The 17,126-nt window shown below is 65.5% G+C and carries 10 protein-coding genes; 5 read left to right on the top strand and 5 right to left on the bottom strand.

Annotation, left to right across the window (positions count from 1 at the left end; genetic code table 11):
- Positions 1 to 153: 153 nt before the first annotated feature.
- Genes GGD62_RS35230 through GGD62_RS35220 form a run of 3 tightly spaced genes read left to right on the top strand, consistent with a single transcriptional unit; the run spans position 154 to position 5,104 of the window.
- The gene (locus GGD62_RS35230; protein WP_183712993.1) at positions 154 to 1,221 is read left to right on the top strand and encodes an HlyD family secretion protein; all 1,068 of its coding nucleotides are present in this window, start codon (positions 154 to 156) and stop codon (positions 1,219 to 1,221) included.
- On the top strand, positions 1,218 to 3,989 hold the full coding sequence (gene rbbA / locus GGD62_RS35225) for a ribosome-associated ATPase/putative transporter RbbA (protein ID WP_183712990.1): 2,772 nt from the start codon (positions 1,218 to 1,220) through the stop codon (positions 3,987 to 3,989). Before GGD62_RS35230 ends, rbbA begins: the two co-directional genes overlap by 4 nt.
- A gap of 2 nt (positions 3,990 to 3,991) precedes the next feature.
- Positions 3,992 to 5,104, top strand: coding sequence for an ABC transporter permease (locus GGD62_RS35220; RefSeq protein WP_183712987.1), 1,113 nt, complete (start codon positions 3,992 to 3,994; stop codon positions 5,102 to 5,104).
- 9 nt (positions 5,105 to 5,113) lie between these two features.
- On the opposite strand, the gene GGD62_RS35215 is transcribed toward GGD62_RS35220, so the two are convergent.
- The 3 genes from GGD62_RS35215 to GGD62_RS35205 all read right to left on the bottom strand — a co-directional run bounded on the left by GGD62_RS35215 (position 5,114) and on the right by GGD62_RS35205 (position 10,210).
- On the bottom strand, positions 5,114 to 5,602 hold the full coding sequence (locus GGD62_RS35215; protein WP_018321400.1) for a DUF2059 domain-containing protein: 489 nt from the start codon (positions 5,600 to 5,602) through the stop codon (positions 5,114 to 5,116).
- 29 nt (positions 5,603 to 5,631) lie between these two features.
- Positions 5,632 to 6,846 (bottom strand): OpgC domain-containing protein, encoded by a 1,215-nt coding sequence (locus GGD62_RS35210; protein WP_179737964.1) that lies wholly within the window; start codon positions 6,844 to 6,846, stop codon positions 5,632 to 5,634.
- Positions 6,847 to 7,153: 307 nt separating this feature from the next.
- On the bottom strand, positions 7,154 to 10,210 hold the full coding sequence (locus GGD62_RS35205) for an AAA family ATPase (RefSeq protein ID WP_183712984.1): 3,057 nt from the start codon (positions 10,208 to 10,210) through the stop codon (positions 7,154 to 7,156).
- A gap of 263 nt (positions 10,211 to 10,473) precedes the next feature.
- Between GGD62_RS35205 and GGD62_RS35200 the strand changes: the two genes are divergently transcribed.
- A complete protein-coding gene (locus tag GGD62_RS35200) occupies positions 10,474 to 10,965 on the top strand; it encodes a hypothetical protein (protein ID WP_018321397.1) in 492 nt (163 codons plus the stop codon).
- 298 nt (positions 10,966 to 11,263) lie between these two features.
- Here the strand turns inward: GGD62_RS35200 and GGD62_RS35195 are convergent, their stop codons facing one another.
- Together GGD62_RS35195 and GGD62_RS41605 are read right to left on the bottom strand one after the other, a co-directional pair.
- Positions 11,264 to 12,163, bottom strand: a complete 900-nt coding sequence (locus GGD62_RS35195; RefSeq protein WP_183238116.1) for an alpha/beta fold hydrolase — start codon at positions 12,161 to 12,163, stop codon at positions 11,264 to 11,266.
- Between the two features lie 291 nt (positions 12,164 to 12,454).
- A complete protein-coding gene (locus GGD62_RS41605) occupies positions 12,455 to 15,694 on the bottom strand; it encodes an autotransporter outer membrane beta-barrel domain-containing protein (protein WP_183712981.1) in 3,240 nt (1,079 codons plus the stop codon).
- Between the two features lie 474 nt (positions 15,695 to 16,168).
- Here GGD62_RS41605 and GGD62_RS35185 point away from each other — a divergent pair, with 474 nt between their 5' ends.
- Entirely contained in the window at positions 16,169 to 17,125 is a 957-nt protein-coding gene (locus tag GGD62_RS35185) for an AraC family transcriptional regulator (protein WP_183712978.1), read from the top strand.
- Position 17,126: the final 1 nt, after the last annotated feature.

Below are 17,126 nucleotides of genomic sequence, written 5' to 3'. Positions count from 1 at the left end.
CAAACATGAGGCACGGGTGCAGCGCGCCGCCGTCTGATCTGCATCAAGTTGCGATGCAAAATTCGCTGCAATGTTGGGCTCGCCCTTCCGCGCCTTCGGCGGCCGGGCGTTCGTGTCTCAACAGTGGGCGCCGCCTCACGGCGTTTTGAACAGATGAACTTCACCCCGGGTCGCGTCATCGCCGCGATCGCCGTGCTCGTTGCTGGCGGCGGCTATTACTATTGGCAGCACCGCGATACCAACACACTGCCGGCAGGCTTCGCCCGCGGCAACGGCCGCATCGAGGCGGTCGAGATCGACATCGCGACCAAGACGCCGGGCCGGATTCGCGAAATCCTGGTCAACGAAGGTGACTTCGTGCGCGCGGGCCAGGTTCTGGCGCGCATGGACACCGAGCAATTGCAGGCCCAGCGCCGCCAGGCCGACGCGCAGCTCAAGCGCGCGACGATCAATGTCGAGACCGCGAAGAGCCTGGTGAACCAGCGTGAAGCCGAACGCAGGGCCGCCGAGGCCGTGGTCGACCAGCGCATCGCTCAGCTCGACACCACGAGCCGCAAGCTCGATCGTTCCGAGCAACTGATCAGAACCAGTGCGGTATCGCAGCAGGTGCTGGACGACGACCGTTCCGCCAACGCCACGGCCAAGGCGGCGCTCGCCGCGTCCCACGCTCAGGTCGCCGCATCCGAGGCCGCGATCAGCTCCTCTCGCGCCATGGTGATCGACGCCGGCGCCTCGGTCGACGCTGCGAAGGCCGCGATCGAGAGCATCAATGCCGACCTCAACGACAGCGTGCTGAAGGCGCCGCGCGACGGCCGCGTACAGTATCGCGTGTCGCAGCCCGGCGAGGTGCTCGCCGCCGGCGGCCGCGTCCTCAACATGGTCGATCTCGGCGACGTCTACATGACGTTCTTCCTGCCGACGGCCGATGCCGGGCGCGTCGCGATGGGCGCCGAGGTTCGCCTCGTGCTCGACGCCATCCCGCAATACGTGATCCCAGCCAAGGCCACCTTCGTCGCCGACGTCGCACAGTTCACGCCCAAGACCGTCGAGACCGAGGAGGAACGCCAGAAGCTGATGTTCCGCATCAAGGCGCATATCGCGCCGGAGCTGCTGCGCCAGCACATCGAGCATGTGAAGACCGGCCTGCCCGGCATGGCGTATGTGCAGCTCGATCCGGCCGCGCAATGGCCCGGCAATCTCAACATCAAGCTGACGAGATGAGCACGACGGCCGCAGCCGAGCTGCCTGCCGGGCGCGGCAGCGTGGTGCATCTGGAAGGCGTGGGCTTGAGCTACGGCAAGGCCCGGGCGCTAGATGCCATCACGCTCGACCTGCCGTCCGGCTGCATGGTCGGACTGATCGGCCCCGACGGCGTCGGCAAATCGAGCCTGCTGTCGCTGATCGCCGGGGCCCGCGCGATCCAGCAGGGGCGCATCAACGTCCTCGGCGGCGATATGGCGAGTTCGCGCCATCGCCGCAACGTGTGCCCCGACATCGCCTACATGCCGCAGGGCCTCGGTAAGAATCTGTATCCGACGCTGTCGGTGTTCGAGAACATCGACTTCTTCGGCCGCCTGTTCGGACACGACAAGGCCGAGCGGCACAGGCGGATCGCCGGCCTGCTGCGCGACACCGGGCTCACGGCTTTCGCCGACCGGCCGGCGGCAAAACTCTCCGGCGGCATGAAGCAGAAGGTCGGCCTGTGCTGCGCCCTGATCCACGATCCCGAGCTCTTGATCCTGGACGAGCCGACCACCGGCGTCGATCCGCTGTCGCGCCGCCAGTTCTGGGAATTGATCAGCTCGATCCGCGACAGCCGGCCCGGCATGAGCGTGATCGTATCGACCGCCTACATGGAAGAGGCCGCGCAGTTCGATGTCCTGATCGCGATGAACGCCGGCCGCGTGCTGGCGACCGGAACGCCTGCCGAGCTCAAGCGGCAGACCGGGGCCGACACGCTCGATGACGCCTTCATCCGCCTCTTGCCCGAAGCGGATCGCGGCGACCATACCGATGTCGTGATCCCGCCGCGGAGTGAAGACCACGACGAGATAGCGATCGAGGCCGACCACCTGACCCGACGGTTCAACGGCTTCGTCGCCGTCGACGACGTCAGCTTCCGCATCAGGAAGGGCGAGATCTTCGGCTTCCTCGGCTCGAACGGGTGCGGCAAGACCACGACCATGAAGATGCTCACCGGCCTCCTGCCCGTAAGCGAAGGCACCGCGCGGCTGTTCGGCAAGACCATCGATGCCGGCGACATGTCGGTGCGGCGGCGCATCGGCTACATGTCGCAGGGCTTCTCGCTCTATTCGGAGCTCACGGTCGCGCAAAATCTCGACCTGCATGCGCGGCTGTTCGAGCTGCCGGCGGACACCGTCGCCCCGCGCATCAAAGAGATGATCGGCCGGTTCGACCTCGCCGACGTCGCCGACGCCCCGCCCGATGCGTTGCCGCTCGGGCTGCGGCAGCGATTGTCGCTGGCGGTGGCCATGATCCATGCGCCCGACATCCTCATCCTCGACGAGCCGACCTCCGGCGTGGACCCGGTCGCCCGCGACCGCTTCTGGCAGATCCTCGCCGAGCTCTCCCGCAAGGACAACGTCACCATCTTCGTCTCGACCCATTTCATGAACGAGGCCGAGCGCTGCGACCGGGTCTCGCTGATGCATGCGGGCAAGGTGCTGACGTCGGACACCCCCGCCGCGATCGTGGCCGCGCGCGGCACCGCGACGCTGGAGCAGGCCTTCATCGCCTGCCTGGAGGAGGCGATCGCGGATACGGCGGAGCCGGCCGGCCAGCCTGCGATCGCATCGCCCCTACCGGCCGCGACAGCGGAGCCGCCGCGCAAGCGCGGTGCGACGTTCAATCCGACGCGCATGCTCGCCTATTCCCGGCGCGAGGCACTCGAACTGCGGCGCGACCCGATCCGCGCCACGCTCGCAATCCTCGGCAGCGTGCTGCTGCTGTTCGTGCTGGGCTATGGCATCAGCATGGACGTCGAGAACCTGACCTTCGCCGTGCTCGACCGCGACGACAGCGCGATCAGCCGCGACTACAGCCTCCAGATCGCGGGCTCGCGCTATTTTACCGAAAAATCCCCTATCACCGATTACGCCGATCTCGACCGCCGCATGCGCGCCGGCGAGATCGGGCTCGCCATCGAGCTGCCGGCGGGCTTCGGCCGCGACGTCAGCCGCGGCCGCCATGTCGAGATCGGCGCCTGGGTCGACGGCGCCAATCCGACCAGGGCCGAAACGCTGCGCTCCTATGCCCAGGCGATCCACGCCACCTGGCTCGCGCAGAAGGGCCGCGAGCTCTATGGCGAGGCGGCAATCGCCGGCTCCTATCAGCTCCAGCTGCGCTATCGCTACAATCCCGATGTCATCAGCGTCGTCGCCATGGCGCCGGGCATTATTCCGCTGCTGCTGGTGATGATCCCGGCGGTGCTCGCGGCGCTCGCGGTCGTGCGCGAGAAGGAGCTCGGCTCGATCGTCAATTTCTACGTGACGCCGGTGACGCGGCTGGAATTCCTGCTCGGCACGCAGCTGCCCTATGTCGTGCTGGCGTTCGGAAACTTCCTCCTCCTGGTCGGCTTTGCCCTCGTCGTCTTCCGCGTGCCCTTCACTGGGAGCTTTCCGACCTACGCGCTCGCCGCGCTGCTTTACGTCACGGCGACGACCGGCATGGGGCTGGTGATCTCGGCCTTCATGAACAGCCAGATCGCGGCCCTGTTCGGCACGGTGCTGATCACGCTGATTCCGGCCATCCAGTATTCCGGGCTGATCGACCCGGTGTCGTCGCTGCAGGGGACCGGCGCGCTGATTGGACGGCTCTATCCCGCCACCTATTTCGTCACGATCTCGCGCGGCACCTTCTCCAAGGGCCTGGCGTTCGACACCCTCCACAACGATCTCCTGGCGCTCGCAGTCATGGTGCCCGTCCTGGTGATCGCCGGCGCGATGCTGCTGAAGAAACAGGCCCGCTGACCATGCGCTTCGACAACGTATTCCAGCTCGGCATCAAGGAATTGCGCGGCCTGGTGCGTGACCCCACTCTGCTCGTGCTCATCGTCTATTCCTTCACGCTGGCGGTTTATGCCGGCGCAAAGGCGCTGCCGGAAACGTTGAACCGCGCCGCGATCGCGGTCGTCGACGAGGACCATTCGCCGATCTCGACCCGCATCGAGATGGCGTTCACCGCGCCCTATTTCTCCGCGCCGCGCCTGATCTCGCAATATGAGATGGACCGGAGGATGGACGCCGGCCTCGACACTTTCGCACTCGACATCCCGCCCGACTTCCAACGCGACCTGCTGGCGCGCAAATCGCCCACGATCCAGCTCAACGTCGATGCGACACGCATCTCGCAGGCGTTCAACGGCGGCGGCTATGTCGAGCAGATCGTCAGCGCGGAAGTCGCGGAGTTTTTGGCGCATACGCGCGATGCCCAGGCCCCGCCGATCGAGCTGGCGCTGCGGGCGCGGTTCAATCCGGAGCTGAAGAAATCCTGGTTCGGCGCCATCGACCACGTGATCACCTCGATCACGATGCTCTCGATCATCCTGACGGGTGCGGCGCTGATCCGCGAGCGCGAGCACGGCACCATCGAGCACCTCCTGGTGATGCCGGTCACGCCGCTGGAGATCATGGTGAGCAAGGTCTGGTCGATGGGGGCCGTGGTGCTGGTCGCCTCTGGGCTGTCGATCGCCTTCGTCGTCAAGGGATGGCTGGAGGTGACGATCGACGGCTCGCTGGCGCTGTTCCTCGTCGGCGCCGCGCTGCAGCTGTTTGCCACCACCAGCATGGGCATCTTCCTCGCCACCGTCGCCGGCTCGATGCCGCAGTTCGGGCTGCTGCTGATCATGATCCTGCTGCCGCTGCAGACCCTGTCGGGCAGCATGACGCCGCGGGAGAGCATGCCGCAATTCGTCCAGGACATCATGCTGGCGGCGCCCAACACGCATTTCGTGATGCTCGCCCAGGCGATCCTGTTCCGCGGCGCGGGCCTGGAGGCGGTGTGGCCGCAGCTGGTCGCGCTCGCCGTGATCGGCGGCATCTTCTTCCTGATCGCGCTGCGGCGGTTCCGCGCATTCCTGGCTTAGCGCGCGGCTCTACAGCTTGTGCCCCTTCTGGCGCAGCGCCTCGATCAGGCGCTGCTTCAGTTCGTCGGCGGCCTTCTGGCTGACGTCCTGGCCGATTTGCGCACTCGCCTGCGCCAGCGCGTCCGACTTCTCCAAAAACTTCTTCCCGGCCGGCTGGGCATAGAACGCCTCGATCTGGCGCAGCTCGTCCACCGTGAAGCTCTGGGCATAGAACGCCGCGATCTGCTCGACCATGGACGCTACGAACGGAGCATAGATCTCTGAGCCGGGTGCCGTCACCGCATCGTAGTCGCGCTCAATCTCCGGCCTGTCCTGCGCAACCACGGGCCGAAGCTTGAGCAGGAGCTGCGGCAGCAATGCGCGGTATTGATCGGCGATCTTCAAGGTGACGACGAGCTTGCGTGCCGCGCTCATCGCCTCCGGCGACGGCGCCTGTGCCGATGCACCGCAGGCGAGAAACAGGAGAGTGCCGGCGATCGTCAACAAACGTTTGGACATTGGGCTCTCCCGGAAATGCGGACGATGCTTCAGCGGCTCGCGGGAGCCGCGCCGGCGGTCGCCGCCTGCGCGCTCTCGACCATCTCCGGCTCCTCGACCTCCGTCACCTTCACGAACAGGTTCGGCACGCGCTCGGCGCGGTTGAGCAGCCAGGCCGCGCCGACCATGATGACGATGCCGACGATGGAGACGGCGAACTGCTCCCAGACGCCCTTGGTGTATTGCGTCAGGATCCAGTGCGCCGAGAACGACAGGAACACACCGAGACAGAAGATCGGCAGCGAGTGCTGGCCGCAGAGGATCACGGGGCGCAGCCAGACCCCATGCAGCGCCCGCCATTTGCGCGAGAGGAAGTGGGTGACCCAGATTGCCAATGCCAGGAAATGCGTGAAGCGCAGCATGTCGAGGTCGGTCTTGTCGATCGGGTAGATCGCCTTGATCATCCATTTCGGGATCAGCGCCTCGAGCGCGGGGACGTGCCAGGTCATCACGATCAGCAGCGCGAACACCAGCCAGGCCGCGGCCAGACCCATCGCCGCCCTCGACCACACCCATCTGGCGATCTTGTCGATCTGGCCGACGCCGCACCAGGCCGCGAACACGAACATCAACTGCCAGCAGAACGGATTGAAGTACCAGGTCGTGCCGGGCGGGTAGGAAGCGATGTTCCAGTTGAACCAGCGCGCCAGCACGTAGAGCACGACCGAGGCGGCGAGCGTCAGGTTCGGCCGGCGCACCAGGCACCAGACGATGAAAGGTGAGGCGAGCACCAGCGTGATGTAGAGCGGCAGCACGTCGAGATTGACCGGCTTGTATTTCAGCACGATCGCCTGCCCGATCAGTTCGTCCGGATGCGCCAGGAAGTTGAACACGTTGAACTCATGCTGGTACATCGGATTGTCGAAGCGGCGCGCGGTGCGGGCGATCTGCGCGGTGAACAGCAGGAACAGCATGATGTGCGCGACATACAGCTCGGCCGCACGCCGCCACAGCCGCTTCATCGCGGCGAGAAACCAGCCCCCGGCGACGATCGGGCCGTAGATCCAGCCGACCAGATAGCCGGAGATGAAGACGAAGAATTCGGCCGCATCGCTGAAGCCGTAATTGCGCAGCGTCAGCCAGGCCACGACGTCGTGCGGGATGTGATCGAGGAAGATCATCCACAAGCCGATGCCGCGGAAGAGATCGAGCCTGAGGTCGCGCTCGACCGGCGCCAACAAAGCTGACTGGTCCCGTGTGATCATGGCCCCGCCTCATCCGGTAGGCGTCGCGCCATGGCGGCGCCGGCAAAATGCGATGCTAAAAAATCGAGATCAAAAGTCACCTGGCCCTGCGGCTAGTCACCAACGGTAGCCCACCTTGGCGTTGGTGCAAGGGGCTCGTCACTGCGGTGAGCGGGGCTGCCTCTCGCAGCCGTCTGGAGGCGGCGCCCGACCAATTCTGTCGAAAACAACCCCATGCACAGTAGCTAACCCTTTGTGCTGCCTACGAGATTCGTTCGGCATTTTGGGCCGGCGATTTGGTGAGGCGCAGACCTTGCCGGGCGCGGCGTCAGATCAGCTCGCTGCCCTGGGCGAGCACCTCGGTCAGCATCGCCTCGGCCTTGCGCTGGAGCGGCCCCGCGCCGCTTTCGGAGGCGATCGCGATGGCGGCGCGCAGCGCGGCGAGTATGGCCGCCCTGCTCTCGGTACTCGAGGCGGGCGTCACAACGGCTTCGCCGAACAGGGCCTCGGCCTCGAGGCCCGAAAACCCCTGCTGGCGGGCGGTGTTGCGCGCCTCGCGCAGCATGTTCTGCGCGGTCCTGACATCGCCGAGGCGGCAGGTCGCGAGCGCAAGGTAGATCGAGCTGCGCAGCACCGCCGAGGTGTAGCCGACCGCCTTGGCCTCCTCGCGCGCCTCGGTCAGCATGCCGCGCGCCCGGTCGAACAGCCCCTGCTCCAGATAGGCCATGCCGAGGTGGCAGGCGAGCACCGGCACGAACAGGCGGATGCCGTGCTTCTGCGCCAGCACAAACCCGTCTTCGAGAATGGCGGCGGCCGCCGCCGGGTCGCCCCGGCCGAGCATCAGGCAGCCGCCGCTATAGGCGGCGGCGACGCGGTCGTAGGGACGTCCGGTCTCCTCCGCGATCGCAGCCGCCTGTTGCTGAAGCTGCTCGGCGGTGTCGAGCTCGCCCATGACGGTGTGGGTGATGGCGTTCATCATGCAGCAGAGGAGGAGCAAGGATCGTGGAGTCGTGCCGATAGGGGCACTCGATGCCGAGCCCACGAGACCGGCACGTGCCGCGGCCAGCATCTTCTCGGCGCTATGATAGCGGCCGCAGAGAAAATAGGCCTGCCCAAGACCATATTGTGCGAGATTACGCCAGCCGGGATTGCCTGAGCTTTCCGCCAGACGCACGACCTCTTCCCCGATCGCGACAGCTTCGACCGGCGTTCCGTAGAAGTTCTGCGCGCCTGCTCTCACGGTCATGGCCGCGATCTTGCGCCCGATGTCGTCGATTGCATCGGCGCGCCGTTCGGCTTCGCGTCCCAGATCCAGGGCTTCGGCGACGCGCCCCGATCCGGCAAAGGCCAAACGCGCCTCCATCCGGAGATCGATGGCGTCTGCTTCTCGCGCTTGCGTCACCGGGGTCTTGTCGAGAGACCCCATCGCGATCTCGAAATAGTCGACCGCGTCGGCATAGGCTGAGCGCACCAGACATTTTCGAGCGGCGCTTCTGCCATGGTGAAACGCCTTCTGCCAATCCTTCGCCCTCGTCGCGTGATAGCAGAGCGCGTCCGGCCCGTCGTTCGATGCCTCGTCGTCCTCGAGCGCTGCGAGGATGCTGGCATGGATGCTTTCGCGCACCTTTTCGACCATGGAATCGTAGGTCACCTGCCGGACCATCTCGTGCCGAAATTCGAGCGAGTCCTCCAACTCGCTATCGATCCTGACGAGCAGTTCGGCCCGGTCGAGCGCGGTGAGGCAATCCTGCAGCACGCCTTCCGGCAAGGCCGCGATCTTCCGAAGCAGGGCCTGGTTTGTCCGGGGACCAAACGCCGCGGCGATCTGCAGGAGCGACCGTTCCTGTCGTGACACGCGATCGAGCCGCGCCGCGATCACACCTTGAATGCTGGTGGGAATGCCGAGCTCTTCCACGGGACGCGCAAGAGACAGGTCGCCCCACTGACCGAGGAGCAAGCCGCTATCCTTCAGACTGCGGCAGACTTCCTCGATGAACAGCGGGACGTTGGCGGTGTGGGAGATGATCCGGTTCTTCAGGTCCGCGTTGGTGGTGGCGGGGCCGAGCATTTCCGCGAGCATGGCCAAGCCCGAATCGTCGTCGAGGGGCCGCATGGCCACGATCTCTGCGTGACAGCGCGCAATCCACACCGGCATCCCGTTGGGCCGCGTGGTCAGCAGCACGAGCAAATCGGGACATTGCAGCGCGGAGAGAGTGGCCATGACCGTATCGCTGGCCCGATCGATCCAATGCAGGTCTTCGATCAGAAGGATCGTGCGCTGACGACGGGCGATGCTCTCGACGATCGCGCAGCTCGCATCTGAAATCGCGCGCCCGCGCGCGTGCGGCTCCAGTTCGTCCCATTGCGGATCGGAGATCGGCAGGTCCAAGACCGCGTCGATGGCCCGCTGCTGCACGGCCGGCAACGCCCCTCTGGGATCATCCGCCCTGACCTGATCCCTTGCGGCCAAGTCGAAGATCGACAGCAACAATCGCTTGAGGGCGCTGTACGGCGCGCCCTGGAGATTCGGGCTGCACTCGGCATCGATCAGCCGCCAGCCGCTGGCGCGAAGATCCTGCGCGAACTCGTGCGCAAGCCGCGACTTTCCGATGCCGGCGTCACCCATGAGCAGAACGGTCTGGCGGCTGGCGCTGACCCTTTCGGCCGCACGCCACAGCAAGGCCCGCTCCGTCGTGCGGTCGACAAATCGGGAAACACTGCGCGCACGCCGGACCCGCCAGCTCGAAAGATCGCTCGCGCCCATGACCCGGTATACGGGCATCGGCTCGCCGAAACCGCGGAGCGTCTTGCGACCCAGGAATTCGAAGCGGACATGGCCGTCCGCCAGCTTCTGACAGGCCTCAGAGACGTAGATCTGGTTCGCCTCGGCCGCCGCTTCCAGCCGCGCGGCCAGATGCTGGGCGGCCCCGCCGATCTCATAAACCTTGGAAAATTCGCTGGCGACCATGTAGGCGACCACATGGCCCGAGTGGAGCCCGACCCGGACCTGAAGGCCGGGATCGCCCAGGCTGCCAACACGCCGGACGAGCTCGATGGCCGCGTGGCAGGCGAGCGGCGCGTGGTTGTCGTCGGCGATCGGGGCACCGAACACCGCGGCCAGCCCGTCCCCGAGCTCCTTGCTGACGATGCCGCCAAACTGGCGCACCGCGCCTCTCATCGCCGCGAGAGCCGGTTCAAGGCGCGACACCGCCGCCTCCGGCTCCAGCTCGGCAACAAGTCCAGTGGAATCGACGACGTCGGCGCGCAAAATGGTCACGAACCGCCGCTCGCTGTCGGGCTCAGCGCGCTCGCGGACCGCCGCTCCGCATTTGGAGCACCAGCTATCGCCCGGACCGATCGCCGACTGACACGCGAAGCAATGCATTCCAGCGCCTTCAAACGACTGCCTCAGCAGTCTTCGCTACCCGCGCCCGCGAGACCTTCAGCTTACATTACCAATAGAGGACTACATGGCAATTAGGCTTGCGGGATACGCGACCTTACCGGATGGTAGCTCGCTGGACGAAGTACAGTCGTGGATGGTAGCGTGCCTGCACACAACAAATTGTGTGATCGGCCGCCGCGTGACGCGAAGTTGCGGCCAGACGCTACGGTTTTTGACAAACAGACATATCGAGGAAAGAGGCGATGGCCGGACTGGTATATAGCGGCAAGGCATTTCGAGACTTGATGAACGCCAATTACTATCCCCTCGCGAACATGAAAAAGAGCGTCGCCAAGCTCAAGGCATCCGATGACATCGACCTGCCGACCCTGGAATACGGCCAATACCATTTGATCTTGAACCCGCCGTCGATATGGCCGCAGGGCAGCGCCAAGTACTGGCACAAGGAGAAGGGCCGGGCTCGGGTCGACCTGAGCACGCAGCCGAACACGGTCCCGCTCTCCAAGGACGAGCCCGGCGTCATCCCGCTGACACGATGTGACCTGCTCGATGCCTGCGTGCGGAAATGCTTCAACTCGGAGCCGCCGATCCCGATGAAGACGAAGATCATCAGCCACGCGGCAAGCGATGCCTATGCCCATCGGCACGAGATCCGGTTGGAGTGGGAATACAAGAAGGGCTCGGACAAGCCGACGCTGCTGAATCTGACGATGGTCTGTCCGCACAGGTCTTGATCTGCAGACGCAACCGGCTTCGATCGTCGCCCGCGCACTTGAGGTGCGCGGGCGTTTTGTTTGCCAGGGCCGCGCGCGCGTCGCGCCCGTCCCGCGCGCGGGGGGCGCCGCCTCAAGGGAGCGACCGCGCCGGTTTGGGAGGAGCGGCGCGATGCCCGTTGGACTCTTGGAGGTCGAAGGCACCATCAAGGTCGGCCAGTTCTGGCCGGAGGGGCGGTCGGATGCCGACAGCACCAAGATCGTGGTGGGCATCGCGCCGGATGCGAGCGAGCCATCTTCGCAGGTTGCGGACGCGCAACTAGCTATCGCTCCCGAAGAACCGATTCAGCTCAAGGGCCGTCTGCTGCGGAATATCCTCCGGAAAGAAATGTCCTCCATCGAGCGGCTTTCCTTGCACGTCATCGGCCCAGGACCGCCATAGCCCCAAGGGACCGCCCTCGCTCGCATACCAGGAATTCAACGGGCCGCGGCGGCTCCAGAGGATCAGGACAGGGCAATCAATCCGGCGGCCGGAATTGCGATCCGCCAGATCGTGCTCATGATCGATCGTCGCCGCCGCGCGATATTCCTCGCAGATCGCGTGAACATGCGCCTCATCGCGCAACGCCTCGACATAGGACGTCCGGACGGCCTGACTGAAACTGTCTGCTCGCGACCCCCAGCCATGGAGCGCATTGTCGATGACGGCATCGGGGGCTGCGGACAATAGCCGCTCAGGGAGAGGTTCAGGCTGCGCGAGCAACGACCAGGGCCAATAGCCGACCGCCAGTTCTTTGTCGGCACGCTCCCAGGCATCGGCGATCGGAACGACGTCGAGGACGGCGAGCCGCTCCACGCGGTTGCCATGGTCGAGCGCGAGCCGGTAAGCGACACGGCCACCGCGATCATGGCCCGCAACCGAAAAGCGGTCGAAGCCAAGCCTTGCCATGACGGACACCATGTCCTTTGCCATCGCCCGTTTCGAATATGGCGCGTGGTCCGGGCTGGAGGGCGGACAAGCGCTGCGACCATATCCGCGAAGATCGGCGCAAACGACCGTGAAGTCTTGCGCGAGCAACGGCGCAACGTCTCGCCACATCAGATGCGTCTGGGGAAATCCGTGCAGCAGGAGAATCGCCGGTCCCGAACCGGCCCGACGGATGAAAATCCGCGCTTCCTCCGCCTGAACATCGGCGGCCTCGAAATCCTCGAACTTCATTGGACCAGCCCTTCCGAATGACAGACAGCCGGAAAGCAAGTGCCTGATGGGCCCGGCGACAAAGATGACGCGCGGATCGAGACCGTGTTCCTTCAATCATGCAGTGCTGTTGCGCGCGGCATGCACGCCAATGGAGCGGCGGCCCGTCATGTCCCTGTCCGAACCAGCACCAAAGAATCGCGGCTTCGCGCGGTCGTCCCCCAAACAAAAATGGCCCGCGTGATGCGGGCCCTTTTCATATTGGATCCGGTAAAATCCGCGGTGGCGCCCTTTGCTTCCTGAACGCTCGCATCACCAGGAGTACCGCAGCGCCACTGTGCCGGCGTAGAGGTCCGAGCGCTTGGCAAATTCACCATCGAATTTGGCAAGCAGTTTCCAGTTCTGGTTCAGATACCAATCCGCACCGATCGAGGCGAGGCCGGAGTCGTGCGGGATCGGCGCGCCGAACACCGTGAAATTCGAGAGCGGCAACGCCTGAAACGCCGCATTGAGCGAAGGCGTGTCGACGAAATCGTGTGCCCAGGCCAGCCGCGCGCGCACGATCAGCGGCGTGCCACCGAGCAATGTCGGATGATCAAAACGGGCCCCGAGCTCGGTGCGAACATCGGTGGCTTGTTTGGCTGTATAGGTCAGGCCGAAGCCCAGATTATTCACGTCGGTCTCGCTGTAGGCGCCGGAGCGAAATGCCTGCGCCTGCGCCGCCGCATAGGGCGTGATCCCGAAGTTGGGCGTCACGGCAAGACGGTAACCTCCTTCGATGCGTGCGCCGATGCTCTGGCCGGTGAAGGTCGCACGCAGATTGCCGCCGAGCGCGGTTCGGTCGGTCGTGAACCAGTGATTGGCAAAGGCGATCGACTCGGCGATGTAGGCCGGGCCGATCACGGTCCTTGCATAAGCGCCGATTTGCGCGGACTCGCTGCGGCCGCTGCCGAGACTGTTCGACAATCCCCAATTGGTGCCGCCGCCGGCCGCGGCCAGGCCGATCACCGTCGAGGGCGAGAGGCGATAATCGATACCGCCGGCGAAACCGTAGGTGCTGAGGCGGGTGTCGGTCGAGCCGATCACGGGATCGCCGCTGGTCTTGCCGCTGCCGCCGAACGCCGCATTCCACAGGCTCCAGCGCTGCTCGAAGCTTGCAGGTGGCGGCGCCTTGAACATCGATGCGTAGGCCTGCGCCAATTCCGGCGGCAGATTGGCCTGCTCCTCCGGCGCAAAGCCGGTGACACCACCGCCCGTGACGGCGCCGAAATGGCCGTCGACAAAGGGATTGAGCATCAAATTGAGAAACTGGTCCATGAAGCGGAAGGAGGCGCGCTGCGCCCCTGTCGCCGCTTCGCCATCAAGGACCGTGAACGCGGCGCGCGCCTGCGCGGCGGAAAGACCCACAAGGGCGTTGAAGAGCGGCCCGCTGAAGCCATTGGCGTTGCCAGCGGCGTTCAGCGCGGACGCGACGTTGAACTGGTTGACCGTCTGCGTCACCGTCGTGAAGTCCACAGTGCCGCCTGCGCCGTTGCCGGTAATGTTCAGGTAGACGTGCGTCGCATCGTACGACAGCGATTCCTGCAGGAAGGCTGACGTCGATGACGCGGAGAGCGAGGCAAACGTGCCGCTGATGGCGCTGGCCGTGATGATGGCGTGCTGGCCGAGCGGACTGCCCGAACCGCCGGCGATCGTCGCCGACACCGTCGCGCCGGACACCGTCGCAACGCCGGTGGCGGTGATGGAATCGTTGGCCGCGCCGCCAACGCGGATGGTGTAGGCCGAACCTGGCGCCAGGAACATCGGACCGTTGACGTTCAGCGTTGCGCCAACCGTCGAGCCGGGCAGCGCCGGCATCAGCGAACCAGCCTGCAATTGGATTCCGCCGGTGATGGTGCCGCCCGGACTGATGGCATTAGAGCCACCGGTCAGCTCGATCGCAAATTGCCTGACGGTTCCGCCGCCATCGAGACCGCCGCTGATCGTGCCGCTGTTGCTGATTGTGAGGCCGGAGCCAATGACGCCGGCACCGCCGGCACCTTTATTGGGACCGAATGAGGCACCGCCATCGCCGCCGGAAATCTGGCCGGAATTGACGAGCCTCGCTCCGGACGCCGCGAATTGCACCCCGGCCCCGCCTTGCCCCCCGGCTATCAACCCAATGCTTGCACCTCCCGCGCCGCCGGCGACAGATCCTGCGTTGTTGAAAAACGAGTTGGCTCCGCCAAACAGAACACCTGTACCGCCGGCGCCACCCATGGCCGCGTCGCCTACGTTCGACGTGATGGATTGGAGCAAACCACTTATCGTATGCGCGGCACTGCCGCCGGTTCCGCCGCCACCACCGCTTCCGGCCTGCACTGCGCCGAGATTGGTGAAGCTGACACCCGAACCGATAAACACTGCACCGGCACCGCCGATGCCTCCTTTGCCACCGTTCCCGCCGGTTGAGACAACCGTGGCGAATTCGCCCGATGCAGTGGCGTTGGCGGCACCGCCGTGACCTCCAGCGCCGCCGTTGCCGCCGGTTGACGTTGCTGCGTTGATCACGGTCACGTTCGAGCCCGTGACTTCAAGCCCTGCACCGCCGTTGCCTCCGGTGCCGCCGGTCCCACCAGTCGCCGTCGTGCTTGCAGCACCGTCGACCGCGTTGCCAGTTGCTTTTGCGATACCCTGGCCGCCAGCCCCGCCCGCACCACCCGCGCCGCCGATGCTGTTGGCATTGAAGGTAAACGACCCGACTTGCAAATTTCCGACGCCGCCATTGCTGCCGTTGCCGCCGTTGCCTCCAGTTCCGGTCGCATTCGCAGTTGCTCCCGAACCGGTCGCCGTAACATCAGCGTTGCCCTCGCCCCCTATTCCGCCCGCGCCTCCAGCGCCGCCGACGCCGCTGGTGCTGAACGATCCGCCTTGCAGGTTGCCCACGCCGCCATCGCCACCGTTTCCGCCACCGCCGCCACTGATAATCGCCGTGACAATATCCCCTGCGCCTGACGATGAGGCGCTCATTATCGGTGTCCCTCCGCCGCCACCCGCGCCGCCAGATCCGCCGGTGCCAATGCCAGAGCCACCGCCGCCGCCGCCACCGCCGCCGGCCCCATCGACAGCAAAGGTTCCAGCGACAAAAACGCCGCCCGTAACGCTTTGCCCACTGCCTCCGTTGCCGCCGTTGCCCCCCACGACGCCGTTGAATCCACCACCGCCGCCGCCACCGCTGTTACCTATCGCTCCGTTTGGAGAACCCGCCGTGCCGCCCGCGCCACCCGGACCGCCGAGAATGCCGCCGCCCGCGCCCCCGCTTCCGCCTCCGCCGGCACCACCACCGCCGCCGCTGCCGAAACTGTTAGCGCCGTTTACGTTGGAAGTACCGTCACTTCCCGCCGCGCCGGAATCGCCGATACCCCCCGCACCGCCAGCGACCAAGCCGGACGCACCGCCGGTTCCGCCGTCGGCATGTCCCGCCGTCGTGAGGCCGCTTGCCAGAATCAAGCCCAGAGCCGCGCTGGTCAGCAATGCGTTTCGCCTGCGATCGAACAACGTGCTGAACTTCATGACCCCTCCAAGGGAAACGCTTTGGCGTCCCATTCCCTAATGTCAGCGCGGCGCGCTGCGCTGCCGACAAACCCGTAACCAGCGGCGCGCTCGGCGTTGAATCGAGCGCTCGGGACAATCTGGCATGGTTGGCGCGGGAGGGCTGTCGTCGAGGCGCAACAACGCTTTCCGCGCGCTTGATCTAAGGCGCGACGGGCTTTGCAAATTGCGAGTCGGCGAGGAACGGGCGGCGCCGTTTCAACAGCATTGCAACGCATGAGACGAGGTTGTCCACGCTTGTGCACGCGCGTCGCATGAGGAATCGGGCGTTCGGCGCGATGGCTGGTCGTTGATCTATTGCGAACTCGCTCTTTTCTTTTTGCGAACACTTCCCCGCGCCAGCGCCGAAAAAAGCAGCATAACACCGTCGCTATGCACGTTGCCGTACTTAAGCCGAATGGTTACGGTTGCCGAAACTTCCCGGTGCCAATCGCCATGCATGTCGATGACATTGACCCAAAGCCGACGCGGTTTACGACGGACGAGCTTCCCGAACGTGACAGGCTGACCCGCTGGCGGGAGGAGTTCGGCAGGACCATCGTCAGTGTCGATATTGCGCCGTTGGCGCCGGAGGTCCCGTTCCGCGCCGAGGCCATGTTGCAGCGATTGCCGGGCGTGCGAATGGCGCTGTGCGACGGCACGGCGGCGGCGCTCGAGCGGACGCGCGCGCAGGCGGCGGCCAGTGACGACTCCGTCGGAATGATCGTCAATCTCGGTGCGTCGGCACTGGCGTTTCAGCGTGGTACCGAGGTGACGCTGAACCTCGGCGACGCGGTGCTCGTACGTCCGGACGAGCCCGGCCGGCTGTGCGGAACAACTCACCTCGCGCTGCTCTTTCCGCGAACGCCGCTCGCCGAGCGCCTGCATGATGTCAGCAGCGTGTTCATGAAGCCGGTGTCCGGCCGCCAGCAGGCGCTGCAGCTGTTTCTGCGCTACCTCCGGATGATCCAGGCCGATATGGAGCCGACCGAGCCTGCCTTGCAGCAGGTGATCGTCAATCACATCCACGACCTTGCCGCGCTCGCCATTGGCGCGAACCGCGGCACGCTCGAGCAAGGCAAGGGCGCCGTTGCCGCGGCGCGGCTTGCATCGGCCATCGAGCATATCGGCAAGCACTTCGCCGATCCCGCGCTTTCGGTCGCAAGCGTCGCGCGCCAACAGGACATTTCGCCGCGCTACCTGCAGGAATTGCTCGAGCAGTCCGGCGCATCATTCGTCGCGCGCGTCAACGAGCTGCGGTTGAAGCGCGCCTTCGCGCTGCTCACACGGTTTCCGAACCGGCCCATCGCCGAGATCGCCGCGCAAGTCGGATTCTCCAGCGTGTCGCATTTCAACCGCCTGTTCCGGCTGCGGTTCGGCGACAGTCCGAGCGGAGTGCGCAGCCGGGACTAAA

The sequence above is a fragment of the Bradyrhizobium sp. ERR14 genome (genome assembly GCF_014198235.1).
In the GTDB taxonomy this organism is placed as follows: domain Bacteria; phylum Pseudomonadota; class Alphaproteobacteria; order Rhizobiales; family Xanthobacteraceae; genus Bradyrhizobium.
Note: the sequence above shows the minus strand (reverse complement) of the source record. Positions and strands in the feature narration are given on the sequence as shown.

What these genes read in the sequence shown, in the direction of transcription:
- GGD62_RS35230 (WP_183712993.1), top strand. Translation starts at nt 154, where the DNA reads ATGAACTTCACCCCGGGTCGCGTCATCGCCGCGATCGCCGTGCTCGTT.
- rbbA (WP_183712990.1), top strand. Translation starts at nt 1,218, where the DNA reads ATGAGCACGACGGCCGCAGCCGAGCTGCCTGCCGGGCGCGGCAGCGTG.
- GGD62_RS35220 (WP_183712987.1), top strand. Translation starts at nt 3,992, where the DNA reads ATGCGCTTCGACAACGTATTCCAGCTCGGCATCAAGGAATTGCGCGGC.
- GGD62_RS35215 (WP_018321400.1), bottom strand. Translation starts at nt 5,602, where the DNA reads ATGTCCAAACGTTTGTTGACGATCGCCGGCACTCTCCTGTTTCTCGCC.
- GGD62_RS35210 (WP_179737964.1), bottom strand. Translation starts at nt 6,846, where the DNA reads ATGATCACACGGGACCAGTCAGCTTTGTTGGCGCCGGTCGAGCGCGAC.
- GGD62_RS35205 (WP_183712984.1), bottom strand. Translation starts at nt 10,210, where the DNA reads ATGCATTGCTTCGCGTGTCAGTCGGCGATCGGTCCGGGCGATAGCTGG.
- GGD62_RS35200 (WP_018321397.1), top strand. Translation starts at nt 10,474, where the DNA reads ATGGCCGGACTGGTATATAGCGGCAAGGCATTTCGAGACTTGATGAAC.
- GGD62_RS35195 (WP_183238116.1), bottom strand. Translation starts at nt 12,163, where the DNA reads ATGAAGTTCGAGGATTTCGAGGCCGCCGATGTTCAGGCGGAGGAAGCG.
- GGD62_RS41605 (WP_183712981.1), bottom strand. Translation starts at nt 15,694, where the DNA reads ATGAAGTTCAGCACGTTGTTCGATCGCAGGCGAAACGCATTGCTGACC.
- GGD62_RS35185 (WP_183712978.1), top strand. Translation starts at nt 16,169, where the DNA reads ATGCATGTCGATGACATTGACCCAAAGCCGACGCGGTTTACGACGGAC.